The 26,072-nt window shown below is 67.8% G+C and carries 20 protein-coding genes; 12 read left to right on the top strand and 8 right to left on the bottom strand.

The window, feature by feature from the left end; genetic code table 11:
- Positions 1-83: 83 nt before the first annotated feature.
- Positions 84-641: a GtrA family protein gene (locus tag DC347_RS14660; RefSeq protein ID WP_018762932.1), complete on the top strand. Its 558-nt coding sequence runs from the start codon at positions 84-86 to the stop codon at positions 639-641.
- 12 nt (positions 642-653) lie between these two features.
- Here DC347_RS14660 and DC347_RS14655 read toward each other — a convergent pair whose 3' ends face one another.
- Positions 654-1,355, bottom strand: coding sequence for a TIGR03089 family protein (locus DC347_RS14655; protein WP_109863452.1), 702 nt, complete (start codon positions 1,353-1,355; stop codon positions 654-656).
- 388 nt (positions 1,356-1,743) lie between these two features.
- On the opposite strand from DC347_RS14655, the gene DC347_RS14650 reads away from it, so the two are divergent.
- The 3 genes from DC347_RS14650 to DC347_RS14640 are packed head-to-tail and all read left to right on the top strand — an operon-like array spanning position 1,744 to position 7,347.
- A complete protein-coding gene (locus DC347_RS14650; RefSeq protein WP_018762934.1) occupies positions 1,744-2,274 on the top strand; it encodes a WhiB family transcriptional regulator in 531 nt (176 codons plus the stop codon).
- Positions 2,274-5,660, top strand: coding sequence for a glycosyltransferase (locus DC347_RS14645; RefSeq protein ID WP_255414784.1), 3,387 nt, complete (start codon positions 2,274-2,276; stop codon positions 5,658-5,660). Before DC347_RS14650 ends, DC347_RS14645 begins: the two co-directional genes overlap by 1 nt.
- Entirely contained in the window at positions 5,653-7,347 is a 1,695-nt protein-coding gene (locus DC347_RS14640) for a DUF5719 family protein (protein ID WP_109863450.1), read from the top strand. Before DC347_RS14645 ends, DC347_RS14640 begins: the two co-directional genes overlap by 8 nt.
- A gap of 45 nt (positions 7,348-7,392) precedes the next feature.
- Here the strand turns inward: DC347_RS14640 and DC347_RS14635 are convergent, their stop codons facing one another.
- Positions 7,393-7,905, bottom strand: a complete 513-nt coding sequence (locus tag DC347_RS14635) for a metallopeptidase family protein (protein WP_026264921.1) — start codon at positions 7,903-7,905, stop codon at positions 7,393-7,395.
- Positions 7,906-8,023: 118 nt separating this feature from the next.
- Between DC347_RS14635 and DC347_RS14630 the strand changes: the two genes are divergently transcribed.
- The 4 genes from DC347_RS14630 (at position 8,024) to DC347_RS14615 (ending at position 11,561) form a co-directional block, all read left to right on the top strand.
- The gene (locus DC347_RS14630) at positions 8,024-8,410 is read left to right on the top strand and encodes a DUF3499 domain-containing protein (protein ID WP_026264922.1); all 387 of its coding nucleotides are present in this window, start codon (positions 8,024-8,026) and stop codon (positions 8,408-8,410) included.
- A gap of 79 nt (positions 8,411-8,489) precedes the next feature.
- Positions 8,490-8,717 (top strand): Trm112 family protein, encoded by a 228-nt coding sequence (locus DC347_RS14625; protein WP_109863449.1) that lies wholly within the window; start codon positions 8,490-8,492, stop codon positions 8,715-8,717.
- 74 nt (positions 8,718-8,791) lie between these two features.
- Positions 8,792-10,258 (top strand): adenosylhomocysteinase, encoded by a 1,467-nt coding sequence (gene ahcY / locus DC347_RS14620; RefSeq protein ID WP_109863448.1) that lies wholly within the window; start codon positions 8,792-8,794, stop codon positions 10,256-10,258.
- Positions 10,259-10,322: 64 nt separating this feature from the next.
- Positions 10,323-11,561, top strand: a complete 1,239-nt coding sequence (locus tag DC347_RS14615) for an Ig-like domain-containing protein (RefSeq protein WP_018762940.1) — start codon at positions 10,323-10,325, stop codon at positions 11,559-11,561.
- A gap of 1 nt (position 11,562) precedes the next feature.
- On the opposite strand, the gene DC347_RS14610 is transcribed toward DC347_RS14615, so the two are convergent.
- Positions 11,563-12,363 (bottom strand): RDD family protein, encoded by an 801-nt coding sequence (locus tag DC347_RS14610; RefSeq protein ID WP_109863447.1) that lies wholly within the window; start codon positions 12,361-12,363, stop codon positions 11,563-11,565.
- Positions 12,364-12,450: 87 nt separating this feature from the next.
- Between DC347_RS14610 and DC347_RS14605 the strand changes: the two genes are divergently transcribed.
- Together DC347_RS14605 and DC347_RS14600 are read left to right on the top strand one after the other, a co-directional pair.
- A complete protein-coding gene (locus DC347_RS14605) occupies positions 12,451-13,443 on the top strand; it encodes a stage II sporulation protein M (RefSeq protein ID WP_206073945.1) in 993 nt (330 codons plus the stop codon).
- Between the two features lie 124 nt (positions 13,444-13,567).
- Positions 13,568-14,680, top strand: a complete 1,113-nt coding sequence (locus DC347_RS14600) for a TIGR01906 family membrane protein (protein WP_018762943.1) — start codon at positions 13,568-13,570, stop codon at positions 14,678-14,680.
- On the opposite strand, the gene DC347_RS14595 is transcribed toward DC347_RS14600, so the two are convergent.
- Together DC347_RS14595 and DC347_RS14590 are read right to left on the bottom strand one after the other, a co-directional pair.
- On the bottom strand, positions 14,671-16,500 hold the full coding sequence (locus DC347_RS14595; protein WP_109863445.1) for a long-chain fatty acid--CoA ligase: 1,830 nt from the start codon (positions 16,498-16,500) through the stop codon (positions 14,671-14,673). The genes DC347_RS14600 and DC347_RS14595 overlap by 10 nt on opposite strands.
- 67 nt (positions 16,501-16,567) lie before the next feature.
- Positions 16,568-18,292, bottom strand: coding sequence for a dolichyl-phosphate-mannose--protein mannosyltransferase (locus tag DC347_RS14590; protein ID WP_109863444.1), 1,725 nt, complete (start codon positions 18,290-18,292; stop codon positions 16,568-16,570).
- Positions 18,293-18,337: 45 nt separating this feature from the next.
- On the opposite strand from DC347_RS14590, the gene rsmI reads away from it, so the two are divergent.
- Both rsmI and DC347_RS14580 read left to right on the top strand, forming a co-directional pair.
- Positions 18,338-19,213, top strand: coding sequence for a 16S rRNA (cytidine(1402)-2'-O)-methyltransferase (gene rsmI, locus DC347_RS14585; protein WP_109863443.1), 876 nt, complete (start codon positions 18,338-18,340; stop codon positions 19,211-19,213).
- A gap of 183 nt (positions 19,214-19,396) precedes the next feature.
- A complete protein-coding gene (locus DC347_RS14580; RefSeq protein ID WP_109863442.1) occupies positions 19,397-20,896 on the top strand; it encodes an NAD-dependent succinate-semialdehyde dehydrogenase in 1,500 nt (499 codons plus the stop codon).
- Between the two features lie 61 nt (positions 20,897-20,957).
- Here the strand turns inward: DC347_RS14580 and DC347_RS14575 are convergent, their stop codons facing one another.
- The 3 genes from DC347_RS14575 to DC347_RS14565 are packed head-to-tail and all read right to left on the bottom strand — an operon-like array spanning position 20,958 to position 26,071.
- Entirely contained in the window at positions 20,958-23,501 is a 2,544-nt protein-coding gene (locus DC347_RS14575) for a DUF3488 and transglutaminase-like domain-containing protein (RefSeq protein WP_109863441.1), read from the bottom strand.
- On the bottom strand, positions 23,498-24,961 hold the full coding sequence (locus tag DC347_RS14570; RefSeq protein ID WP_109863440.1) for a DUF58 domain-containing protein: 1,464 nt from the start codon (positions 24,959-24,961) through the stop codon (positions 23,498-23,500). The genes DC347_RS14575 and DC347_RS14570 overlap by 4 nt, the downstream gene beginning before the upstream one ends.
- 9 nt (positions 24,962-24,970) lie before the next feature.
- A complete protein-coding gene (locus DC347_RS14565) occupies positions 24,971-26,071 on the bottom strand; it encodes a MoxR family ATPase (RefSeq protein WP_018762950.1) in 1,101 nt (366 codons plus the stop codon).
- Position 26,072 lies beyond the last annotated feature (1 nt).

The following is a 26,072-nucleotide window of genomic DNA, read 5'->3' as shown; positions in this document are numbered from 1 at the left end:
CAGTCCGGGGCCAGTCCAAAGCTTTGGGGGCTAAAATGGGTCCTTGGCCGAGTGGCCCACAGTTCGGACGGCCATGGAGGGTCATGTTTAGCGCACTTGCAGATCGTATCCGGGGGCTTGCCTCGCTCTTCTGGCGGGAAGTGGCCAAATTCGGGGCCGTGGGCGGTGTGGCATTCGTCATCGACAACGGGCTGACGTACTACCTGATGCACGGCCCGATGTCGGACAGCGAAGCGAAGGCGCGCTTCGTGGGCGCCACCGTGGCCACGGTCTTCTCGTGGATCGCAAACCGTTTTTGGACTTTCCGGCACCGGCGCCAGGCCAATGTTCTTCGCGAGTTCGTCATGTTCGTCATCATCAATGGCATCGGGATCGGGATCTCCACCGGATTCACCGCGCTGGCCAAGTACGGGATGGGTATCGACGACAAGAACCTGCTCTTCCTGGCAGGGGTCGCGGGCATCCTCGTCGCCACTGTTGTCCGGTTCTTCGCGTACCGCTTCCTGGTGTTCAACCAGGAGCTGGACCAGGAGCCGGAGTTCTCGCACGACCACGAACTCATCGAAGCGCACCCGCACCGGGAGTCCGCGCGCGCCGAACGTCCCGCTTCCGCCCCTGTCGACGGTGGCCCGAAGGCCTAGGACCCGCGCCTGCTAGCTGCCGTGGATGCGTTCGTCGGCCAGCAGTTTGTCCGTGAGTTCAACATCCGGGTGGGTCAGGACCACGGAGCCGCCGTGCTGCCAGGCGCCCAGCGCGTTGGACAGCGCTGACTCGAGGCCGTTGCCCGCCGGAATGTGGAGGCGGACGCCCTCCCCATGGGATGCACCAAAGTCCGTGAGCAGGTCCTTGTGCTCCACCGGGCGCCCGTCGCCCGTCAGGAGCGCGCGGGCTGAGGGATCAGGATCCGTGTGCGGCATGAACACGTCCGCGTGGGACCGTACCTCTGCCGCGTAGTCGATGCAGCCACCCGGAAGTTCCCCTGGCCAGCGCATGGCGAGGGCGGGCAGCGCGACGGCGATCACGGCGCCGTGCCCGCTTGTCGCCTCACCAGGGGCGGCTGTCACCGTAAAGTCCGCCGGTCCGCCGTCGAACACTGCTTCCAGGCCAAGCTGCCAGCTGGCCAGCGCCCAGACCAAGGCCTTCCAGTGCGCCGGAAGCGCAAGTCCGAGGCGCATGCCCGGCTCCGCGTCGAGCTCGTCCTGGAGCAGGTTGCTGGTCTTGGCCACCCAGTTGTCCAGGACCCGGCCCGACAATTCAACCCGTTCCGAGTCCGGCCCGTACCAGGTCAGGCGCGGTGCCGTGGAGTTGCCGGAACGGAGGTTGCGCATCAGGGTGATGGCGGGGATCGATGTCATGGCTTCATCCTGCCATCCTGGCATCCCCGGGTCACCAGCACCTGGACGCTGCGTCCCCATCCGCAGGCGGAGTGATGTTTATCACGTGGCCTACTAAGGGTGCTTGCCATTTTGGCACTTAGCGGGTATTTTTCCCGTCGTGGCGCTGTTTTTGCGGCTTTCACGGCCGGAATATGCTGCTTCCGGCCCGCGCCACGCCGAAGCCGGCAAAAAACCCGGGCGTGGCGTGCGCAAAGTTCTTGGGTCTCACTGTCTATTATCCCGGCTACGGCTTGACTCACCCTAGTTACACGCGTGTAATTAGGTATCTAAAGCAATTGCGTAAATACCGGCACACAACCGAGTGTCCACGTATCAAGGCAGTGGCTGCAACGTCAGGAGGGTCGCCGTGGGGCAAGCAGAGCGTATCCAGGAAGATGCCGTCGTAGCCGGCCAGGCAACGGCAAAGTACCGTGCGCGGGGGGTGCCAAGCGATTGGTACGTTGACCCCGCCGATCCTGATGCTGCGGAACGGTACAAAAGGAACTCCGGCAGTGTCCTCGAGGATCAGGCCACGGCGTTCCTCGCGGCGCACGAGGCCCTGCTGGACGGCGCGGAACCGGAGGACGACCTGGATCCGCCCATGGAGCTGGCCGCCGGCGGAAGCGTGCAACCGGTGTGGATCGGACTGCCGCTCCAACAGGACTTCGATGACGAAGGCGAACTGGGCTGGCAGACTGACGCTTTGTGCGCCCAGACTGACCCGGAGGCGTTCTTCCCGGAAAAGGGCGGTTCCACCCGCGACGCCAAGAAGGTGTGCGGCGCCTGCAACGTACGGTCGCAATGCCTGGAGTACGCGCTGGCCAACGACGAACGGTTCGGCATCTGGGGAGGCCTTTCCGAGCGTGAGCGCCGGCGGCTTAGGAAGCGAGCGATCTAATTCTTCAGGATGTCCATGTCACTGCCGTTGTGGTCGCCCACAACGGAAGTGCCTATCTGCCCAGAACCCTGTCAGCCCTGGCTGGCCAGACCCGGCCTGTCGACCGTGCCATCGGCGTTGATGCCGGTTCTGCCGACGACTCCCACAGCCTGCTTCGGGAATCCCTGGGCGACGCCAGCGTCCTGGCCTACCCCCGGACCAAGGGCGGTATGGGTGCGGCCATCTCCGCGGGCCTCGCCGGTTTGGTTCCTAAAGCCGGGTCGGGCGGCGACAGGACGGAATGGATCTGGCTGCTGCACGACGACGCGGCCCCGGCCCCGGATGCCCTCGCTGAACTCCTCGGCGCCGTGGAGCGTGCGCCTTCCGTGACCGTGGCCGGCTGCAAGCAGCTCGACTGGCACTCGCCGCGCCGGCTCATCGACGTCGGGCTTTCCACCAGCCGGTGGGCTGAGCGGCTCACCCTGATCGACGCCGATGAGCTGGACCAAGGCCAGTACGACGGCCGCACCGACACTTTCGCCGTCAATTCCGCGGGCATGCTGGTCCGCCGGGACGTTTGGGAGCAACTGGGCGGTTTCGATCCCGCCCTGCCTGGCAGCGGCGACGACGTTGACTTCTGCTGGCGGAACCGGCTGGCCGGCCACCGCGTCGTGGTAGTCCCCGCGGCCCGCATGTTCCACGTCGCGCACCGGCCCCACGCGTTGGGCAACCCCGCAGCAGCCCGCAAGGCACAGGTACACCTGCGGCTCAAGCACAGCCCCCTCTGGATGGTGCCGGTCCACGGCCTTGGAGCGTTGCTGGGCAGCCTCTTCAAACTCGTCCTGAGCATCGTGGTCAAGGATCCCGGCCACGGCATTTCACAGCTCCTGGCCACCTGTGCGGCCCTGGGCCGTCCACGGTCGGTGGCAAAAGCCCGAAGGGCGGCCAAACGGACCCGGCGGATCCGCCGCTCGGTGATCCGCAAGCTGCAAACACCACGCCGTGAAGTGTGGAGCCACCGCCGGTCCCTGATGGAGGCACTGGGATCGGACGGATCCGGCGCTGACCACCTGGTGCAGGATCCGCTCGCCCACCAGCCCACCGGTGACGCCGCTGATGACTTCGCCGCCCTCGCCACCGCCAAGAGGGGATGGGTGGGCAACGGCGCCCTCGCTGCCGTCATCATTGCGTCAATCGCCTCGCTCCTCGCCCTCACCGGATTGTTCCGGGCCAATGCCGTCACCGGCGGCGGCCTGATCCCGGTATCGGCGGGTTTGGGCGACATCTGGCACAACGCCTCCGGCTGGTGGATCAGCCTGGGAGCCGGACTTCCCGGCCATGGCGACCCCTTTGACTATGTGCTGTGGATTATCGGTGTCCTGGGTGGCGGCGATGCCAACCCGGCCATGGCGTGGCTCCTCCTCCTGGGCGCCCCGCTCTCCGGCCTTACCGCCTGGTTTGCGGCAGGCGGCCTGACGGCCCGGCGCCGGCTCCGGCTCGCAGCCGCCATTTTCTGGGCGGCTGCCCCGGCACTGCAGGTTGCCCTCAACCAAGGCCGCGCCGGCGCACTCATAGCGCACATGATGATTCCGCTGGTGGTCCTGGGCCTGCTGCGGGCTACTGGTTCAGCCGTGGGCCATGGCAGCTTCAGCCTGGAAGCCCCCGCTGATGCACGTCCGGCCGACCAAGCGCCTGCCAAACCCGGCGTCAACGGCATGCCATCCTGGACTGCCTCCGCCGCAGCCGGCCTGGCGCTGGCCGTCACGACGGCCTCCGCCCCTTCCCTGCTTGTCCCGGCCGTTGTGCTCATAGTCCTCTGCGGCGTCCTGTTGGGCCGGCGGGGGAGGACCGTGTGGTGGGCCCTGCTGCCCAGTGCGGCCCTGTTCGTGCCGTTCGGCCTTTCCACCATCGACCGGCCGCGCGCACTCCTGGCCGACCCCGGACTCCCGCTTGGCTTCGATGCCGCGCCTCTGTGGCAGCAAATTATCGGACAGCCCCTGGCGTTTGACCCTGCGGGCGGGCTGCAGGGGCTTGGCCTGTTCTCCGGCGGACCGGTGCCGTGGGCGCTGCTGATGGCACTCCTGATCTCGGTCCCGGTCGTGGCCCTGGCCATCGTTGGCCTCTTCGTCGCGGGACGCCCGGTCCGGGCCGTTCGCTGGTTCTGGATCGTGGCACTGGTGTCACTGGCCAGCGGATGGCTGACCAGCCACGTGGCCACGGGCATCAACGCCGAGTCCCTGGTAACCCCCTTCCCGGGACCGGCGGTTTCGGCTGCCTCCTTCGCCCTGCTGTCCGCGGCAATCCTGGGCGCCGGCCAGGTCATGTCTGCCGTTGACCGCAGATCCGCTGCCGGGTCCAAGGCCACCACTGCGGCACGCGCCGGGCTGGCAGTGGGCCTGGTGATGCTTCTGGCCGGACCTTTGGCCGGGATGGCTGCGTGGTCCGCCCAAAACCTCCTGCGTCCGGCCGCCGCCCCCGCGCCTGCAGCACCGGCCGGCACTCCCGGCCCATCCGGCTCCGGGACCGACCGAGCACTGGGCTCCGCCCGGCTGGTGGAGGCCGCGAACGCACGGTCCCTGCCTGCTACGGCGATCGACCGCGGTACCGGACCCGAACAGACCCGCACCCTGATCATCAGCACCAATGAGGACGGCACCTATAAGGCTTCCCTGATGCGGGGGGCCGGTACCACCCTGGACAACCTCTCGGCCATTGCCTCCGCCCGCACCATCATCGGCGCCCCGGGCGCGGAAGAGGTCCGCGACGACGACGACGTCACAGGCTCCGTCCGCCGTGTCGTCGCCACGCTGGTTGCCGGCCAGGGAGTGGATCCCCGTGCCGACCTCGAACAACTGGGCGTCGGCTTCGTGGTGCTGCGGGCCGCAGACACGGCAGCCCAACTGACAGCCAGCCGCATGGATGCCGTACCCGGCCTGGTGGCAGTGGGTCAGACGGACGTCGGCTGGCTCTGGCGCATCAGCCCATCGAACCAGGCGGTCCTGCAGGCTGCGGACGTCGCCCACCGCGTCCGTATCGTGGATCCGCGCGGTGCCACCACAACCTCCGTCCCCTCCAACAAGGACGGCGTTGACGCTGCCGTCCCAACCGGTCCGGAGGGCCGTCTGGTGGTGCTTGCCGAGCGGGCGGACCCGGGCTGGAGCGCCTGGCTCGACGGCCGCAAGCTGACCTCCACCACGTCCGGCTGGGCCCAGGCCTTCACCCTTCCGGCCTCGGCCGGCCAGCTCACGGTCCGCTACGACAACCCGTGGGCTTTCTGGGCCGCTGCAGGCCAAATCACGGTGATCGGCCTGACCGTCATCCTCGCTGTCCCGATGCCGACGCAACGGCCGCGGACCGGCCTCTCACGCGACGAGGGCTCCCTGCGTAAGGAACACCAAAATGCATGAGCACACCCCGCCGGCGGATTCCGGGGCTCCCGCGCCGGTCCAGGCACCGGCTCCAGTCCACAGCGAAAACGGTGGTAACGCCAAACGGACCGGCCGCGGTTCCACCCGGGTGCCTCGCGTCAGCGGGCGGGCAGCGGCGGTAGCCGGAGCAGCCGCAGGGGTGCTCATCCTCGCGGGTGGTGGAGCCGTAGTGGCTGCGGGGTCGCTGGTGCAGGGGCCGGCGTCGAGCCGTGTCCTTCCGGTGGTGCGGGCAGCTGTTCCGGCAGGAGCCAGTGTTGGCGTGTGCCCGGGCCCGGCGAGGCTGCTGGAGGGTACGGGCACAGGCACCGACGCCCAGTTCCGGCCGGAGTCGGCCACCGCCGCAACCAAGGTCACCGCGGCCGTGCTGGGCGCCGGCGGCGTTCTGCCTGCGAGCCGCCTGACCCGCCTGGACGGGACGGCCGTCGTTGAGATCGCCAAGGACGCCGGGAAGCCTCCGGCGGCCGGCGCACCACAGGAGCTCCTCGCCGGAGTGGTGGCGGACCGGGCCGCAGACCAGGTCAACGTCCTCAGCGCCGACGCCGTGGCCAACCAGAACGCGTCCGCGGCCGGTGCCATGAAATACACCGCCACCGACGGCGACTTGCAGGGGAGTGCGGCAGCCACCTGCGGACAACCTTCCAACGACCAGTGGCTGGGAGGTGCCAGCACCACAGTGGGCCGCACTTCCGTCCTGGCATTGACCAACGCTTCCAGCACCCCTGCCACGGTAAGCCTGGAACTGTACGGTGGCGCAGGGCAGATCCAGGCGCCGGGCAGCCGAGGCCTGCTGGTGGCTCCCGGCACCACCCGCAGCGTCGTCCTTGCCGGCCTGGCCCCCAACGTTCCCCAGCTCAGCGTGCGCGTACGCAGCGCCGGCGGACCCGTGGCCGCCTCGATCCAGCAAAGCGTCCTGCGCGGCCTGACCCCGGGCGGCGTGGACTTCATTGCGCCCGGGGCGGCACCGGCCGTCCGCCAGGTCGTGCCAGGAGTGGATATCCAGGATCCGGCCGGGCTTGCCGCGCTGACGTCCCGCAACGGTTACGGGGATGCCGCCCCGGCGCTCCAACTGACGGTTCCGGGCGCTTCGGACGCCGTGGTGGAGATCAAGCTTTATGGACGGGACGGCCAAACCGCGCTCCCAGCCGGCGGAGTGGTCACCGCCAAGGCCGGCTCCGTCACGGAAGTGTCCCTGGCCGGGGTTCCGGCGGGCCAGTACACCATTGCCGCCTCATCGGACGTTTCCTTCGTGGCAGCCGCCCGAATGAGCCGCGGCCTTCAAGCCGGGCAACCCTCGGATGTGGCGTGGGCGGGATCCGCCGTGCGGCTGGGCAGCCAGCATGTTGTTCCCGTCCCCAAGGGCGGCTTGCGCCAGCTGGTGTTCGGGGCCCTGGACACGCGGGCCACCATTACCTACGCGCCAATCACCGCCGATGGCAAGGTCAGGCCGGCCGCCACCGCGGACATCGCCGGCGGAACCACCGCCACCATTACCGTTCCGGACCAGGCTGACGGTGCCGACGTCGTCGGGTATGTGGTGTCGGCGTCGGGGGATGCCGCCTACGGTTCCGTGCTGTTGGGCCAGGACGGTCGCAACGACGTCTCAACCCTGGCTTTCCTGCCGGCTGCCGCCGGACAGGAAACCGTCCCGGTTACCCTGGGCTACTAGGATTCCTGACAGCCGGCACGCCCGGTGGAGACCCGGGTGGCGGGCTCAGTAGCGGCGGCGGTAGACCGGGTCCAGGGTCTCCGGGGCTACGCCGAGCATCTCCGCGGTGTGCTCCACCACGACGTCGTGGACCAGGTCCTGGAGCTCCTCCACGCTGGAGCAGGCGTTCTCAACAACGCGGCGGTACACCGTAATCATGGGCCCCTCGCCACCAGCGGCGGGCGTATAGGCCCCCATGGGGGCAGTGCTGCCCTTGGCGGCCAACTGTTCGAGGTCCGGCGGGATTTCGTCGACGCCGAACCGGACGCCGTCAAGGGTCTTGCCCCAAATGTCATGGAGCCGCTGCGCTGAGTCCAGGACCAGATCGTCGAAGCGGTCGCCGCGGGTCCGGTAGCCGGGGTGGGTGGGGAGCATTACTTCGCCGCGCAGGCCGCGTCCGTGGCGGTTCCGGCGCCGCCGCAGGAAGCTCCTGCCGGTGGTTTCCACGCCCGGCGCAGCCGACGCGTCCGGGTCAGCCAACCGGACCGAAAAACCTGATTCATGGTTCGATGACTGCATATACCGACTCTAAACCCGGGGGCGGATTTACGCGATATATTCCCCCGGCGGCCCGTCCGCGTCGGGGACCGCAGCCAATGCACGGCTTTCGAGGGATATAAGGGTAGTCTGTGATGTCGTGGGAGCTATCCGTCAATGTTCAAGGTCCGCCTGCCGCCAGTCGGCGGTAGCCACCCTGACGTACGTGTATGCGGACTCCACGGCCGTGCTCGGTCCACTGGCCACCTACGCCGAGCCGCACTGCTACGACCTCTGTGAACAGCATGCGGGCTCGTTGACCGTTCCGCGCGGTTGGGAAGTTTTGCGGCTGGCTATGCCGTCCACCCCACAGCAGCCCGGCCCGGACGACCTCCTGGCCCTCGCCAACGCCGTCCGTGATGCCGCGGCGCGCCCGTCGGAGCCACAGCCGCCCACCCAGCGCGGGCACCATTCCGCCCTCGAAGCGCCGGCCGGAACCGAAGGAACCCGGCGGGGCCACCTGCGCGTCCTTCGGGAACCTTCCTGACCTGGATCTGGCGGTAGGCTGGTTGCTGCACATCTTTTCCGCTACCGGCGCGAGCGCGCCCGCCAGGGAGCAAGAACACATGCCAAAGATCAGTCCCGAGCTGTTGTCCGTCCTGCGCTGCCCCGTGACCGGCTCGCCCTTGGTCCAGGAAGGCGAAGAACTGGTGGCCACCACGGCAGATGAAGCAGGCGTCAAGAACCGGTACGCCATCGAAGACGGTATTCCGTTGCTCCTTCCGCCGGAACTGCTGGCGGCAGCGGCAACGGCGGGCTCGGACCAGCACGATCCTACCGCGGCCGGGCAATAGATCCACCTGCACCAGCCCGCACCGAGAAACAGCAGAACGGGGACCAGGACCCCGCCTCAAGCAAAGGACCATTCATGACTTTTGAGTACAAAGTTGCCGATATCTCCCTGGCGGAAGCCGGGCGGCACCAGATCCGCCTGGCGGAGCACGAAATGCCCGGCCTCATGTCCCTGCGCGAAGAATTCGGGCCAACGCAGCCGCTCAAGGGCGCCCGGATCGCAGGCTCCCTGCACATGACGGTGCAGACCGCGGTGCTGATCGAAACCCTCACCGCGCTGGGCGCCGAGGTCCGCTGGGCCTCCTGCAACATCTTCTCCACCCAGGACGAGGCCGCAGCGGCAGTTGTCGTGGGCAAGGGCACCGTCGAGGATCCGCAGGGCGTGCCCGTTTTCGCCTGGAAGGGCGAGACCCTCGAAGAATACTGGTGGACGGCCGAACAGATCCTCACCTGGCCCGGTGCCGAGTCCAACCCCGAACTGGGTCCCAACATGATCCTGGATGACGGCGGCGACGCCACCATGCTGGTCCACAAGGGTGTCGAGTTCGAGGCCGCGGGCAACGTCCCCTCCGCCGACCCCGAAGATTCCGAGGAGTACGGTATCTTCCTCGAGGTGCTCCGCCGCTCCCTCGCCGCGGACCCGCAGAAGTGGACCCGCACGGCGGCCACCATCAAGGGTGTCAGCGAAGAGACCACCACCGGTGTCCACCGCCTGTACCAGCTCGCGGACCAGGGCAAGCTGCTGTTCCCGGCCATCAACGTCAATGACTCCGTCACCAAGAGCAAGTTCGATAACAAGTACGGCATCCGACACTCCCTGCCCGACGGCATCAACCGTGCCACCGACGTGCTCATGGGCGGCAAGGTCGCCGTCGTCTGCGGGTACGGCGACGTCGGCAAGGGCGCCGCAGAGGCCCTCCGCGGCCAAGGCTCACGGGTGATCGTCACCGAGATCGATCCCATCTGCGCGCTTCAGGCAGCCATGGACGGCTACCAGGTGGCCAAGCTGGAATCAGTCCTGGCACAGGGCGACATCTTCATCACCACCACGGGCAACAAGGATGTCATCATGGCCGAGCACATGGCGGGCATGAAGAACAAGGCCATCGTGGGCAACATCGGCCACTTCGACAACGAAATCGACATTGCCGGCCTTGCCCGCGTTCCCGGCGTGAAGAAGGTTGAGATCAAGCCGCAGGTCCATGAGTGGGTCTTCGACGCCGGCAGCGACGCCGAGCGCTCCATCATCGTGCTGTCCGAGGGCCGGCTCCTCAACCTGGGCAACGCCACGGGCCACCCGTCCTTCGTGATGAGCAACTCGTTCGCGAACCAGACCATCGCGCAGATCGAGCTGTGGACCAAGAAGGACCAGGACGAGTACGGAAACAAGGTGTACGTCCTGCCCAAGGTCCTGGACGAAAAGGTCGCCCGCCTGCACCTGGACGCTCTGGGCGTGGAGCTCACCGAGCTGACCAAGGACCAGGCTGAATACCTGGACATCGACGCGGCCGGCCCCTACAAGCCTGAGCACTATCGTTACTGACACGTGAGGGCCCGGGCGCAGCAACGCGCCCGGGCCGTTATTTTCTGCACGTAGGATCGACACTATGGAGCCTGAGGAAAAGCCCCGCCGCCGGGGGAGCGTAAAGAAGATTCTCGCCGTAGCAGCCGTCTGTGTCCTGGCTGCCGTGGGCGGGGTTTTCGCCGCCGTCGCACCGGGCCTTGCTGGGGGTCCGCTCGAATCTGAAGCCTCCTCCGCACTGCGGACGTCCCCCGGAATCGCTTCCCCCATCGTGCCCCCGGTGACCCTGGATGCATCGCCGGCCAACGGCGCCAAGCAGGTCAACCCCGCGGCGCCGGTTTCCCTGAAAGTGGCCAACGGGACCATCCAGCGCGTCACCCTTACCAGTACTGCCGGGAAAATCGTCGAAGGCAGCATCGACCCCAACGGGACGGCATGGTCCGCCTCCGGCCCCCTGGAGTTCAACACGGACTACAGCTACACGTACGTGGTCAAGGACTCGGCCGGACGCGAAACCAGCACCACCCAGGCCTTCAACACAGTGTCCAGCTCGCATGAGGCAGATGCCGCCATCTACCCGCTCAACGGCATGAAGGTGGGCGTCGGGCAGCCCTTGCAGATCATCTTCAGCGAGCCGGTAGTCAACCGCGACGCCGTCGAAAAGGCCATCAAGGTCACCACCACGGCAGGCCAGAGTGGTGCGTTCCACTGGTACAGCGACACCATGGTCCGGTACCGGCCGGAAAACTTCTGGGCAGCCAATTCCACCATCACCATGGACATGCAGCTCTTTGGTGTCGACCTGGGCAACGGCCAGATCGCGAACTTCAACAAGAAGGTCAACGTCTCGATCGGAGACAAGAAGGTGGCGGTCGCGGATGCTACCGCGCACACGTTCACGCTCAGCGTCAACGACCAGCCGGTCAAGACGCTGCCGGTCAGCATGGGGGACAAACGGTTCCCTTCGGCCAAGGGATACGCGGTGCTGATGGAGAAGAACAGGTTTGACCATTTCCGGGCCTCGACCATCGGGCTGAAACCCGGTGACCCCGCCTACTACGGTGAAGCCGACGTCGAATACACCATCCGCCTCACCCTGAGCGGCGCCTACATCCACCAGGCGCTCGAATCCGCCTACCCCTACATCGGGAACACCAACGTCTCCCACGGCTGCATCGGATTCCTGCCCGATGGCGCAGCCTGGGTGTTCGACAACATGGGAACCGGAGACGTGGTCCAGATCATCAACACCGAGGGCGACTACGCGGCCAACACTGACGGCTACGGCGACTGGAACATCCCGTGGAACGAGTACGCCAACTGAGTCAGCCGTTGAACGGCAGCCGCTGGAGCCGTTGACCCACCGAGGAATTTCGGCGGCGCGATTCAGAAAGCCTGGTGAACTCCCGGTTCCGGCGCTCGGCGACGACGGCGGCCAGGAAGTGGTCAGGGCCGGTCCCCGGGGGCGGTGCGGGGGATACGTGCGACGACAGTTCGGAGGCGATCGCCGCGGCCATCTGCGCCCTGGACTGCGGCGCCATCCGGCCGGCCTGGCGAATGAACTGCGCCGCCCTGCGGGCCGTGGCGTCCGGAATCCGGCCGATGTCCGCGGCCGCTGCCCAGGGCTGCAGGTGCGGCGGCACGAACACGCGGATTGCTTCGTCGGCAGGCACCCGGCTGCGGACCGCGTAGGTGCCGGCCAACATATCGCCCAGGCGGCGGGATTTGTCGTTGAAGAGCGCCACCGCGCATGCCAGGCCGCCGAACGTCAGGTAGATTTCGAGGAATCCCGTCAGTCCCCGGATCAGCGCGTGCCGGAACCTGATACTGCCGCCGTCCTCGCGGACAACCCGTAGGCCGGTGGCTAACTTGCCCAGCGACCTGCCCCGGCTCAGGGTCTCGACCCCCACCGGGACGACGACGAGGCAGAACACCGCGGCGGTCAGGGCCAGCGCACGCGCGGCGGCCTCATCCAGGTCCCTGCCGGCGGCGGCCAGGCCAAACATGAATCCCACCAGCAGGACCACGTGGAAGACGACGTCGATGACCAGGCCCAGAGCGCGGGCGGCGAAGGTGGCCGGCCGAAGTTCGAGGACGACTGCTTCGCCGGTGATGATTGGACTCACTGCGTCCCTGCCCTTCGCAGCTGGTGATGCGGACGACCGCATGGGTGCGGACGGTCAAAGTCTAATGCCGGGCGCTAGGCTGTAGCCGTGGATATGGACGCCTTCTCCGCCGTGAACGCGGACAAGTGGTCGCGGCTGAAGGAGCTCGCTGCCAAACGCAGGCTCACGGGTGCCGAGGCCGATGAACTGCTGGCCCTGTACCAATCCGTGTCCGGGCACCTGTCACTGGTTCGTTCCATTGCACCCGAGAGTGCATTGTCGGCCTCGCTCTCCGCCACGCTCGCCTCGGCCAGGACCCGCTTCACCGGTGCCCGGTCCAACGCGATGGCAGACCTTGCGAGGTTCTTCGTGGCGGCACTGCCGGCTGCGCTGTACCGGCTGAGGTGGCTCACGATGGCCTGCGGGGCAGTCTTCGTCCTCGTCGCTGCCGCCTACGCGGCGTGGATCGGAACGTCCCCGGATGCCCTCCGTGCGGTGGCATCCGAATCCGCCGCCGCGCAGTATGTCGACCAGGACTTCATCAACTATTACTCGGAAAATCCGGCAGCATCCTTCGCCGGGGCCGTGTGGACCAACAACGCCTGGATCTGCGCCCAGGCGGTGGCCCTCGGAATTACCGGCGTCTGGGTGCCGATGATCCTGTTCAACAACGCACAGGGCGTGGGAATTGCGGCCGGGATCTTCGCATCTGCCGGCAAATCCGATGTTTTCTTCAGCTACATCCTGCCGCACGGCCTGATGGAGCTCACTGCCGTCTTTGTGGCCTCCGCTGCCGGCCTGCGCATCTTTTGGGCAATGGTCTCACCGGGTCCGCGGACCAGGAGCCGCGCCGTGGCGGAAGAGGGCAGGTCGCTGGTTACGGTGGCCCTGGGGTTGGTCCTGGTGCTGTTCGTCTCGGGCCTCGTGGAAGGTTTCGTGACGCCCAGCCCGCTGCCGGCTTGGGCCAGGATCGGCATCGGCGCGGCGGTTCTTGCTGCGTACTGGCTTTATGTCCTGGTGTGGGGCCGTCGGGCTTACCTGGCAGGGGAACGCGGCGACCTTCGCAGCGAAGACGCGGGCTATACGGAAATCGCTGCCTGAATCGTTGTAATCCAGACGGGGTGGTTCCTCGCCCAGCCGAAGTTCCGGACGGTAGGCTCGAGGGCAGAATGAATCGCGCCGGCAGACTTGGACCGGTGCGGAACCTGACGGAAGTGACGCTGCTGTGAACGACGAAACACCGGCCCGCGCCAAAAGCGAAGCGCCGCAGCCGGAACCGATCCTGGACACCTCCGGGGATTCCGACGAGCCCGCGTTTTCCTGGCTGACACCTGCCGGTGGTAAGACTTCCGGCCGGGAAGACGCTGTACAGGAAACCAAAGCACCGCAGGCGGACAGCAGGGCGGGCCGCCGGGCGGCGGAATCCGCCGTCGGCTCCTCCGGCACGGGATCTTCGGCCGACGGTTCCTCGCAGGCGGCGGCCGGGACATCCGTTAAGGAGCCGCGCGGCTCAGCCGGCCAGGTCTTCAAGGAACCGCTTCCCACCTCCGCCCTGCACGTCCGTCCGCCCGAGGAAGAAGTGGAGCGCCGCAACGCCCAACGCGAAAGCGCCGCGAACGCCAAACCGGTTGCCCCCCGCGTCATGCAGGTCCTGCTGGCCGTCATCTACCCCTTCATCCTCCTCATCCTGGCCGTCCGGGCAGTGACCAGCCCGCTCTTCCTCTGGGTGGAATACAACCGTCCCGGTTTCCCCGGCGACGGATACGGCTTCAGCACTGACGACAGGATGACCTACGGCTCCTACGCCGTTGACTACCTGAGTAACTGGGCCGGCCCGCGGTACCTGGGAGACCTGGTGCAGCGCGGCGGCGAAAAGCTCTTCAAGGACGGCGAGGTCAGCCACATGGCTGACGTCAAGACGGTCATCCTCTCCACCTTCGGCGCCGGCACCGCGCTGCTCATCCTCGCCCTGATCGCCCTCGTGTACCTGCGCAGGCGCAGCACCGGCGGAATCCGGCGCGCCCTCTTCGCCGGTTCGATCATTACCCTCGTCCTGATCCTGGGCCTGGGCACGCTGGCAGCCTTGGGCTGGCAGCAGTTCTTCACCGAATTCCACCGGATCTTCTTTGCCGACGGGTCCTGGACCTTCAGCCTGGATGACACCCTGATCCGGCTGTTCCCGAGCCAGTTCTGGATCGACGCCGGCATCGGCATCGGCGGCATGGTGCTCCTGGCATCCATCATCACGCTGGTGCTCACCTGGCCCACGCGTCGCCGCCGCGGTATTGTCCGGGAGGACACGGACGCCGAGGAGCCGGTGCCGGCGGATCAGCCGTAAATCCTGGCGATCTCCGCCTCATACTGCTGGACCACGGCGGCCCGCTTGAGTTTCAGTGATGGCGTCAGGTGTCCGGACTCCACCGTGAACTCGGTGTTGAGAAGCGTAAAGGTGCGCACTGACTCGGCTTTGGACACCAGCTGGTTGGCCAGGTCCACCGCTTCCTGGACGGCGGCGAGGACCTGGGGATCGCTGGTTGCCTCGCTGAGGGGGAGCGGCGGGAGGCCACGCTCCTCCCGCCAGTTGGCCACGCCTTCCGGGTCAAGGGTAAGCAAAGCGGACACGAACGGCTTCCCGTCTCCCACCAGCACCGCATGCCCCACCAGCTGATGGGTCCGGATCTTCTCTTCCAGCGGCCCAGGCGCCACATTCTTGCCGCCCGCGGTGACCAGCAGGTCCTTTTTCCGGCCGGTGACGGTGAGGAAACCGTCCTTATCCAGCACACCAAGGTCCCCGGTCCGGAAGAAACCATCCACGAACGCCTCCGCGTTCGCGGCCGGGTTTGCGTGATAGCCACGGAACACGCCAATTCCCTTGACCAGGATCTCTCCGTCTTCGGCCACCCGGATGGTGGTACCCGGAACGGGGATCCCCACCGTTCCCACCTTGGTGCGGGTCGGCGTGTTGGCCGTGCACGGTGCCGTGGTTTCGGTCAGCCCGTAGCCTTCCAGGACGGGAATGCCCACGCCCCGGAAGAAGTGTGCGTCCTCCAAAGCCAGGGGACTGGCCCCCGACACCGTGTATCCCACCTCGCCGCCCAGCGCCTGCCGCAGCCGGGGATAGACCAGCCGGTCAAACAGTCCGTGCCGCACGCGGTTGAGCAGGCCAGGGCCCGGTCCCTCGCCCCGGTTCTGCCGGTCTTGCTCCTTTGAGTATTCGATTGCTGCCGCCGAGGCCGCGTCGAACAGCCGGCCCTTGCCCGCAACCGCGGCCTTATGGGCCGCCGTTGCCCGGACCTTCTCGAAGATCCGCGGCACCACCAAAAGGAACGTCGGCCGGAACGAACCCAGGTCCTCCAGCAGCTGCGCCGCGCCCGGGGTGTGCCCCAGGGTTGCCCCTGCGGTGAGGCACACCACCTGCACAGCCCGAGCCAGCACATGGGCCAACGGAAGGAACATCAGTGTGCGAGGCTGGCCTTGCTGCAGGATTTCCGGCAGGAAAGCGACGATGTTCTTGGCCACCAGCGCGAAGTTCCCATGCGTGATTTCACATCCTTTGGGCTTGCCGGTGGTGCCCGACGTGTACACCAGGGACGCGAGATCGGCCAGGCCGGCATGGCTGCGCTGCCTTTCCAGCTCGGTGTCGCTGACGCCGGCACCGGCCGCGGCAAGGCTGGCAAGGTCCGGGGCCTCGCCGTCGTAATCCATCCGCACCACGTTGACCAGGCGGTCCCTGAGGACGTCGGAACCTGCCAGGACTCCGGCCACAAGCTGCACCGTCGCACGGTCGCCGGCGAACACGCGGCGGACCCCTGCGTCCTGGATGATCCACTCCACCTGGCTGGCGGATGACGTTTCGTAGATCGGCACCGTAACGCCGCCGGCGAACCAGATGGCGAAGTCCACCAGGGTCCACTCGTAGGAGGTGCGGGCCATCACCGCTACCGTGTCGCCGGGTTCAAGGCCGCCGGCGATGAGCCCCTTGGCCAGCGCGCTGACGTCCTGGAGGAACTTCTGCGCGGAAACGTCCACCCAACCGTTTGGGCCCTTGCGCCGGTACAGCGCGTGGGCGGGGTTTGCGGCATGCTGCTCCAGCAGCAGGTCAGTCACGTTGCTGTTGGCATCAAGCTCAACCAGCAGTTCCGTGCTCGCTTCTCTCACAGCAGGTCTCCGTTTCCGCTGCCACGCCGCGGCGGCGGCTCCAACAGGTCTCTAGTGCCATCCTGCCCTAGATCCAGGACGGCATCCACATCCGGACTTTCCAGTCGACATAGGGGATGACCTCGGCGGTCCAGATCGGGTAGAAGAACGCCGACAGCAGGATTGCGGCGGCCAGGTAGAGCGCCACCAGGTACAGGCCCGAGCGCCGCCGCCAGGGCGGGTCCGTGGCGCGGCCCAGCACCAAGCCCAGGCAATACACCAGGGCGAGGATCAGGAACGGCTCAAAGGACACCGCGTAGAAGTAGAACATGGTGCGCCCGGGGTACATGAACCACGGCAGGTATCCGGCTGCCACGCCCGCCAGTACTGCGCCCGCGCGCCAGTCCCGGCGGCCCGCCCACCAGAACAGCAGGACCACCAGCGAGATGGCCGCCGCCCACCAGATCAGGGGGTTGCCCACAGACAGGATGGCCGAGGTGCACTTCTCCACAGTGCAGCCCGGGGTGCCCTGTGGCGGGGATTCATAGAAGAACGACGTCGGCCGTCCCATCACCAGCCAGCTCCAGGGACTCGCCTGGTACGGGTGCTCGGAGCTCAGGCCCTGATGGAACTTGTACGCTTCGAGGTGGTAGTGGATGAGGGACCTGACGGAGTCCGGGAGCCAGCCCCATTCGGTGGAAGGGTTGCTCTCGGCCCAATGGCGGAAGTAGGCGTTGTCCGAGAGGAACCAGCCCGTCCACGTGGCCGAGTAGACGATGCCGGCAACGGGTACCAACGCGCCGAAGGCCGGAATGCCGTCCCGGATGACACCGCCACTGATCCAGCCGCGGATGCCCGCGACCCGGCGTGCGTTCAGGTCCCACAGCACCGTGAGGATGCCGAACCCTGCGAGGAAGAAGAGGCCGGACCACTTGGTGCCCACTGCCAGGCCAAGGCAGATCCCGGCGGCGATCCGCCACCAGCGGACGCCAAGCCATGGCCCGGCCAGCAGTGCCCCGCCCGGCGGCTGTCCGCCGTGCGCGGCAGCAATCCGCGCCAGCCGGGCCGCCAGCCGGCGGCGCCCGTCGTCCCGGTCCATGAGCAGGGCGCCGAATGCTGCAAGGATCCAGAACGCCAGGAAGACGTCCAGCAGCGATGTGCGGGACATGACAAGGTGGTGGCCGTCGACGGCGAGGAGCAGTCCGGCCGCGCCCGCCAGCGGAAGCGAACGGAACAGTTTCAAGGCGATCAGCGAGACGAGCAACACCGTGAGGGTTCCCGTGAGCGCCGCGGCGAAGCGCCAGCCGAACGGATTCTCCGGCCCGAAGAGCCACATACCTGCCGCGATCATCCACTTGCCCACCGGCGGGTGCACCACGTATTCGGGCGTATTCAGCAGGACGTCCGGATTGCCGGTATTGAACGAGTCGTTGGCTTTGTCCGGCCAGCTGCGCTCATAGCCGCTGATGAGGTAGGAGTAGGCGTCCTTGACGTAGTAGGTCTCGTCGAAGACCAGCTTGTGCGGTACCTCGAGCCGCACGAACCGGAGGACCCCGCCGATGAGCGCCGTCAGGACCGGAACCAGGATGAACCACAGTCGCAGGGACGCCGGGTGGTCCCGCCAGGATGCGTGTGCGCCCAGGAGCCGTGCCGTCAGGGCCTGGACGGTGAACGCCTCCTCCGGCCGGCTGACCCACCGAAGGGCGTGTTCCCCGCGCTCCGTAGCAGTCACCGCGGCTGCGGCCGGGGAGGGCGGCGGGGTGGGTTCACCGGCGCCGGCCGGCCGCGTCGAGGTCTGCGTCACGAGCCCCATGCTACCTTTTGCGGCTGGAAGACCCGGCAGCAGTAGGCTTGACGGGTGGACCCGAACCCCAGCCCCCTTCCTGATCCAGGCCCGTCAACGACGGGACGGATCGTCCTTGCCGCCACCCCGATCGGGAATACCGGTGATGCCTCTGCCCGGCTCGTGGAACTGCTGGGTACCGCCGACATCGTGGCGGCAGAGGACACCCGACGCTTGCACCGCCTGGTCCAGAGCCTGGGCGTGGAAGTGTCCGGCCGCGTCATCAGCTACCACGAGCACAATGAGGCGACCAGGACGGCAGAGCTCCTTGACCAGGTGCGGGCCGGCAGCACGCTGGTCATGGTGACCGACGCAGGCATGCCGGCCGTCTCGGACCCCGGCTTCCGGCTGGTGGAGGGCGCCATCGCGGCCGGGCTTCCAGTCACCGCCGTCCCGGGTCCCTCCGCGGTCCTCACGGCACTGGCCCTGTCCGGCCTGCCCACGGACAGGTTCTGCTTTGAAGGTTTCCTCCCACGTAAGGCCGGCGAACGCGCGTCGCGCCTGGCCGACCTCGCCGCGGAACGCCGCACCATGGTGTTCTTCGAAGCTCCGCACCGCCTCGAAGCCATGCTCCGGGCGCTGCGCGAACGGTTCGGTCCGGACCGGCCTATCGCTGTGTGCCGGGAACTGACCAAGACGTACGAGGAAGTGATCCGGGGAACCACCGGCGAACTGCTCCAGTGGGCCGAAGAGAACGAGGTCCGCGGCGAGATCGCCGTTGTCCTCGGCGGGGCTCCGGAACAGGCGGCGGGCAAGCCGGAGGACCATGTGGCCGCCGTCAACGAGCTGGTGGCCCAAGGCATCAGGTTGAAGGAAGCGGTTGCCGCCGTGGCCGAGGACGTCCGGGTCAGCAAGCGCGAGCTCTACTCGGCAGTGCTCGCCGCCCGGTAGCAGCCTCTCCCGGCATGCCTTCGAATCTGTGCAGATGCACAGCGTGGGGCTGATGTGGCAGTGCGCAACGGCGTAGACCGGGGGAGGGGCCCGCAGTAGTCTGGCTGTTAATCAGCCCAATGATCCCGGTCACTCCGGCCGCGGCGCGGGGCTGCCAGAAACCCTACTGACGAGGGAGTCATCGTGACTGTCACTGCACAGCCGGCCGTTACCGCCGAGCGCGAAACCCGGCTTTTGGCCTCTGTTCCCACCGGGCTGCTTATCAACGGTGAGTGGCGCGACGCCGCCTCAGGCAAGACGTTCGACGTCGAGGATCCCGCCACCGGCAAGGTGCTGCTGAGCATTGCCGACGCCGGCGCGGACGATGCCGCTGCGGCCTTGGACGCTGCCGCTGCGGCCCAGGAATCCTGGGCCAAGGTGCCCCCGCGTGAACGCGGTGAAATCCTCCGCCGCGCTTTCGAGCTGGTCACCGAACGGGCCGAGGACTTTGCGCTGCTGATGACCCTGGAGATGGGCAAGCCGCTGGCAGAAGCCCGCGGTGAAGTCACCTACGGAGCCGAATTCCTGCGCTGGTTCTCCGAAGAAGCCGTCCGGGCCTTCGGCCGGTACTCGGTCTCCCCGGACGGCAAGTCCCGGCTGCTGGTGACCAAGAAGCCGGTGGGCCCCTGCCTGCTGATCACTCCGTGGAACTTCCCGCTGGCCATGGCCACCCGCAAGATCGCCCCGGCGGTGGCCGCAGGCTGCACCATGGTGCTGAAGTCCGCCAACCTGACGCCGCTGACGTCCCAGCTGTTCGCCGCCGTCATGCAGGAGGCCGGCCTGCCCGCCGGGGTCCTGAACCTCATCCCCACCTCCACGGCCGGAGAGACCACCGGGGCCCTGATCAAGGACTCCCGGCTGCGTAAGCTCTCCTTCACCGGTTCCACCGAGGTGGGCCGCCGGCTGCTCTCCGACGCCTCCGGAACTGTGCTGCGCACCTCCATGGAACTGGGTGGGAACGCCCCGTTCCTGGTTTTCGAGGACGCGGACCTGGACGCGGCCGTTACCGGTGCGATGCTGGCAAAGCTGCGCAACATGGGTGAGGCCTGCACCGCAGCCAACCGGTTCATCGTGCACGAATCCGTGGCCGCCGAATTCGCCGAGAAGTTCGCGGCGAAGATGAAGGACATGACCACCGCCCGCGGCACCGAACCCGAGTCCAAGGTGGGCCCGCTGATCGATGCCAAGAGCCGGGACAAGGTCCACGAACTGGTCTCCGACGCCGTCGCCTCCGGCGCCAAGGCGGTGCTGGGCGGGGCACCGGTCGAGGGCCCGGGCTACTTCTACCAGCCCACCATCCTGTCCGGCGTCTCCGAAGGCACCCGTATCCTCTCGGAGGAGATCTTCGGGCCTGTCGCCCCGATCATCACCTTCTCCACCGAGGACGAGGCCGTGCGGCTGGCCAACAACACCGAGTACGGGCTGGTGGCGTACGTCTTCACCAAGGACCTCAACCGCGGCCTCCGGATGGGTGAGCGGCTCGAGACGGGCATGCTCGGCTTGAACGCCGGCGTGATCTCCAACGCTGCCGCACCGTTCGGCGGCGTCAAGCAGTCCGGCCTGGGACGCGAAGGCGGACTCGAAGGCATCGAGGAGTACCTCTACACCCAGTACATCGGCATCGCCGACCCCTACGCGGGATAGCTTCGGCGGTTCCCATGACGCACGTGCCGGCCGGGATCTTTCCCGGCCGGCCTTTTTGCGTTCAGCCCCTGCCCCGCCCGCGAACGCCGTCGTCCGCCGCTGCTTCCCGACGCCCCGCCACCGGTGCCCCGGACGTTGCGGCGGCACGGCTCTTTCGGGAATGGGCGGCCGCACGGGCGGCTTTCCGGATGCCGCTGCCGGCTGCCCGGAACGGCAAGCCCAGCAGCAGGCCCAAGCGGCGGATGACGGACGGCGGAAGCCACTCCGCCCGCAGGCGGCGCGGCAGGGTGGCGTTCTGCCGGAGGGAGTCCACGAGCGCGGTGACCCCGGCCTGGATGTCCTGGCCGGCAGGGTGACCCCGCAGGCTGGTTGCCGGGGAGCTGTTGTCCGGCCGGCCATACCGGTGGTGCTCGAAGGCGGATGTCAGGAACGCCACGGCCTGGTGCGCTTCATGGTCCAACCCGCCGGGTTCACCCAGCAGTGTTTGCCGGAACCTGGCGGAATACGCCCGTGGAGTCTCGCTGGGTGCGGCTCGAACGCCGTAATCGGTGCCAAGGTCCGTCAGCTCGTTCCACGCCAACGGGACGGCCTGGCCCGGGGACCTCGGATTCAACCGGCGCGTCCTGGTCCCGGAACGGACCAGGTGCGGCGCGGCTGCCAGGAGCAAGGCGCCCAGCACGCCTGCGGTCCCGAGGAGCCACGGCAACACGCCGGCCGAACCGCCCTCGCCGCCGCCCGTCCCGCCGGGGAGCGGCAAGGCCGTGGCGCTCGGGGTAGCGGAGGGCGCCGGGGCAGCGTCAGGGACGAGGCCGTCATTGTTGCCCAGGGTATCCGGGACGGCGGGCACCGGCGCGTCGGTGGCGTAGTCCGGGACCACGCCCCGCGACGGCGTAGGTTCGAACGGCACCCAGCCCAGGCCCTGGAAGTACAGCTCGGGCCACGCGTGGGCGTCACGGGCGTCCGCTTCGTATTCCGGGAGCGCACCCTGCCCGGCCACGGTTATGGTCGCCCCGGTCAACCGGCCCGGGGCATATCCCACGGCAATCCTGCTGGGGATTCCTTCCAGCCGCGCCATCACGGCCATGGCGGAGGCGTAGTGGATGCAGTATCCGCTCTTTTGCTGCAGGAAATCCGCCAGGACAGAGAGCCCGTTCCCGTCATAGCCGCCCTGGACCGGGGACTGGAGGGAATAGGTGAACTCGGACGAGCGCAGGTATCTCTGGAGGGCCATCGCTTTCTGGTACGGCGTCCCTGCAGTGCCGGCCACCGTCTTGGCGGTGGCCTTGACGATGTCCGGGACATTTCCCGGAATCCGGCTGAAATCGTCAGGGATTCCCCGGACGGGGCCGGACGCCTGGGCGAGGAGCGCGGCCGAAAGCTTTGGCTCGGTCGACGTCACGACGTACTCCTGGCGCCGGGTGGTGGTGTCGGTGCCCTTGATGCTGAGCGTGGCGGGGTCCCAGGTCCACTCGCCGCCGAGGCCCCGGATGGTTTCGGGCGCATATGGGACCGGCAGGTAGGGGCTGGTGAAGGAACCGGTGTCGACGGCGGTGACCAGGCGCACCTGCTCGTCCGCGAGGACTGCGTAACCGGGATCGATCCGCCCGTCCAGCGGGACCCGGGACGCGGTGCGGTCATCCGGACCCCACGAGTCGCCGTCGAAATTGTCCACGGTGACAGAACGCAGGTAGAGCGGCGTGGGGGAATTCGTGGCATAGGTGATCCGACCGCTCCCGTCCGGTGCGCGCAGGCTGCTGCCCAGCGTGATCATCGGGTTCAGGCCGGTGGCGCCGCCCCACGGGTTGAGCCTGGACCCCTGCGGGAACGTGCCTTGGTCGAAACCGGGCATCGCCAGGGGCAGCAGCAGGGTGGCCACCATGGCCGCGGCTCCGGTCAGGGCTGCCCGCCTTGCCAGGCCGGGGCTGCGGGGCGCGCCGGACTGGAGCTGTCCGTCCGGGGCAAACCGCTGGCTGCAGGCCAGGATCAGCAGGTACCCGGCCGCCGTGGCAGCGAAGCTCCACACGCCCACGCTCTGGGGCTTGATCATGGCGGGAACCACCAGCAGCGCCAGCAGGCCAACCCCTGAGGCGGCGGGCATGCGGAGGGGCACGGCCAGGGCGTCGACCAGGATGACGGCGAGGCCCAGCACCGCACAGACCACCATCACGATTCCGGCGTTGGGAGCCACCGGCGCTGTCTCCGACAGGACGGTTTCGCTGGCCCGCCGCATCAACCGGTCAAGGTCGGGGAGCGTGGCGCCGGTCGGAATAACCCACAGGAAACTTGAGCCGCGGAAGAACGTCAGCGTGAGGACGGCAGCCAGTGAGATGAATCCGCCTGCCGTGACCAGGAGGGGCTGGGCTCGGACCGAACGCAGGGCCGCCAGGGCCACGCTGACCGTCAGCACGGTGGTCAGGACGGGCCAGAACCAGTTCCAGCCCCGAAGGACGCCGTTTAGAGACAAGGCCGCTCCGCAGACAGCCACCGAAATCGCCAACGCCATGGCCCACGGATAAGCGCCGGCCTGCGGACGCCGGGCCGGCGGTTCGGGCTGGTTGCGGGCTTCATTCCCGATGCCTGAAGGCCGGGCTGGTGCCATTGTCATGTGGCTACTCCTGCTCCACGGCGGACCTCGGACGCAGGGGCCACGGGCACGGCAGGGTCTTCGTCGAACTGTCCCCAGGCCGCCGCCAGAGCGGTGCGCGGCGTCACGGCGGCAGCGCGCCAGCCGTTCTGCTGCAGAACGTCCAACACGCCGTGGAAGTCAGCCGGCTTGTCCACGGCCAGGAGGGCGAATGCGTTGGTTCCGTAGGCTGCGGCCGGCGCCAACGCCGTCGCCTCCTCGGCACTGATCCTTCCCAGCACGGCGATCAACGGTCCGCGCATCCTGTGTGCGCCCAGTTTGTCCATCAGGTGGTCGTCAAAGGCCGGTGGCTCCTGGTCCGCGCCCGGGGGCTGCCCTCCGCCGGCGGCCCGGCGCCGGCTGCTCCGGCCCTGGGCGTCCCGGGCCGCAGTGTCCCGCCGAGTGTGGGATGGCCCGGACAGATGGACCGCGGCGAGGCTCTCGGCTATGGACTGCAGCCCGGAGGTGCCACTGAACTCGTCGGCCCCAGGTTCCGGGGACGACGGTGAATGCAGGAAAGCCGGGTTGCCGCCGGCATCGAGGATCCGGAGGCTGTAGTTGCGTTCAGCCAAGTGGGCGCTGACGGACATGGCGGCGACGACCGACCATTCAAATGTCTCGCTGGTGGCCAGTCCGTGCCCGTGTCGCCCCGGCAGCCCTGGCATCGTCATCCCGGAGGGGCCGCCGAAGGCAGCGGAACGGTGATCCAGGATGATGGTGGCTTCCGGCGTGGTGACGGATTCCTCCTGGCGGACCATGAGCTCGCCGTGCCTCGCCGTGGCGGCCCAGTGGACCCGGCGCATGGGATCCCCGTGCCGGTATTCGCGGGTCATGACGTCGTCGTCGCTCGGATTTGCGCGGGTGCGCGTGGCGGTGACGCCGTCGTTGCCCCGCGCTCCGTCCAGCGCCGTGGCAGGCAGCACGACGGCGGCCGGCGTCACGGTGAGGATGTCGCCGTCGTCGATGGCCTGGCGGTGCAGCGACAGTCCGAACGGGTCGGTGAACTCCGCCGTGACCGGCCCGATCCGGAACAAGCCGCGGTAGCCGGACGTCAAGTGGTATTCGTAGCGGCTGGTGCCGCCAGTTGCGGAACGGGAAGGAAACCGGAAAGCCGGCGCCTGGCCGAAGTGCGGGGGCAGGCGCTCCTCCATGATCACCTGGCCGGTTCCCGGGCCTGTCCTGCCCACCGCCAAATGGACGATGGTTGGCGCGGATGTTTCCACGGGTGAGGGATTGAACTCGCGGTACACCCGGAATTTCGGTTTCACCAGCCGGATTCCTGCCAGGGACACCAGCGGCAGCACCAACAGCAGCAGCGCCAGCGTTAACAGGTCCCGGCGCCCCATGACCTGCGCGGCGGCCAGTGCGAACGCCCCGGCGGCAAGCATGCCCCAGCCACGCCTGGTGAACAGGTGCCGGGGAAGCTTGTCCAGGAACGCCATGGTCCGCCCCTAGCGGTTCCTGCCGCCGGCCGCCGCCGCGGGCCGCGTTGCCTGGCCCGGGGGCGCCTGCGGAACGGGCAGGCGCGAGAGGATTCCCTGCAGGACGCTGTGCGGGTTTTCGCCAGCGCCGGCAGCCTTGCGCTCGACGATGATCCGGTGTGCCAGCACGGCCTCGGCGACGCCTGCGACATCGTCCGGCAGGACAAAATCCCTTCCGTCCAACGCAGCCGTGGCTTTGGCCGCACGCAGCAGCTGGAGCATGGAACGGGGGCTCGCCCCCAAGCGGAGCAGCGGACTTTCCCGGGTGGCGCGGCCCAGTGACACCGTGTATTCCTTCACGGCTTCGGACACGAAGACCTGCTGGACGGTGGTGGTCATCGCCGCCACGTCAGATGCCGTCACCACCGGGCTGACGGCGGCCAGCGGCGATACCGCCTGGTGGGTCTCAAGCATTTCGATCTCGGCTTCCTTGTCCGGATAGCCCATGGAGATCCTGGCCATGAAGCGGTCCCGCTGGGCCTCGGGCAGGGGGTACGTCCCTTCCATCTCGATGGGATTCTGGGTGGCCACCACCATGAAGGGTTCATCAAGCTTGTACGTGTTGCCGTCCACCGTCACCTGGTGCTCCTCCATGCATTCCAGCAGGGCGGACTGGGTCTTGGCGGAGGCGCGGTTGATTTCATCGCCGATCACGATGTTCGCGAACACGGCGCCGGGCCGGAATTCAAAGAGCCGGGAGGCCTGGTTGTAAATGGACACCCCGGTGACGTCCGAGGGCAGCAGGTCGGGGGTGAACTGGATGCGGTTGACGGTGCAGTCGATGGTCCGGGCGAGCGTCTTGGCGAGGAGGGTTTTTCCGACGCCGGGCACGTCCTCAAGCAGCAGGTGGCCCTGTGCGAGCAGGACAGTCAGCGCCAGCTTGGCGGCATCCGATTTGCCGTCGATTACCGTGTTGACGGTGGTAAGGATGCGTTGGGCCGCTTCATGGAACGACTCCGGGTCCATGGCGGCGGCCCGGTGCCCGTTCAGCCGGCTGACGGCATCCGCGACGCCGGCCAGGTTGAGGTTCGGTGCGCTCCCATTGTTGGCAGTGCGTCGGTGGGGTTCCATC

This window comes from Pseudarthrobacter sp. AG30 (genome assembly GCF_003116525.1).
Lineage (GTDB): Bacteria > Actinomycetota > Actinomycetes > Actinomycetales > Micrococcaceae > Arthrobacter.
This window is presented reverse-complemented; position numbering and strand designations above follow the sequence as displayed.

Bases quoted from the DNA above. Each gene is read 5' to 3' on its own strand.
- DC347_RS14570 (WP_109863440.1), bottom strand. From the start codon at position 24,961: ATGGCGTTCCTGGACAAGCTTCCCCGGCACCTGTTCACCAGGCGTGGC.
- DC347_RS14625 (WP_109863449.1), top strand. From the start codon at position 8,490: ATGCCAAAGATCAGTCCCGAGCTGTTGTCCGTCCTGCGCTGCCCCGTG.
- DC347_RS14655 (WP_109863452.1), bottom strand. From the start codon at position 1,355: ATGACATCGATCCCCGCCATCACCCTGATGCGCAACCTCCGTTCCGGC.
- DC347_RS14615 (WP_018762940.1), top strand. From the start codon at position 10,323: ATGGAGCCTGAGGAAAAGCCCCGCCGCCGGGGGAGCGTAAAGAAGATT.
- DC347_RS14590 (WP_109863444.1), bottom strand. From the start codon at position 18,292: ATGGGGCTCGTGACGCAGACCTCGACGCGGCCGGCCGGCGCCGGTGAA.
- DC347_RS14640 (WP_109863450.1), top strand. From the start codon at position 5,653: ATGCATGAGCACACCCCGCCGGCGGATTCCGGGGCTCCCGCGCCGGTC.
- DC347_RS14565 (WP_018762950.1), bottom strand. From the start codon at position 26,071: ATGGAACCCCACCGACGCACTGCCAACAATGGGAGCGCACCGAACCTC.
- DC347_RS14660 (WP_018762932.1), top strand. From the start codon at position 84: ATGTTTAGCGCACTTGCAGATCGTATCCGGGGGCTTGCCTCGCTCTTC.
- DC347_RS14635 (WP_026264921.1), bottom strand. From the start codon at position 7,905: ATGCAGTCATCGAACCATGAATCAGGTTTTTCGGTCCGGTTGGCTGAC.
- ahcY (WP_109863448.1), top strand. From the start codon at position 8,792: ATGACTTTTGAGTACAAAGTTGCCGATATCTCCCTGGCGGAAGCCGGG.
- DC347_RS14575 (WP_109863441.1), bottom strand. From the start codon at position 23,501: ATGACAATGGCACCAGCCCGGCCTTCAGGCATCGGGAATGAAGCCCGC.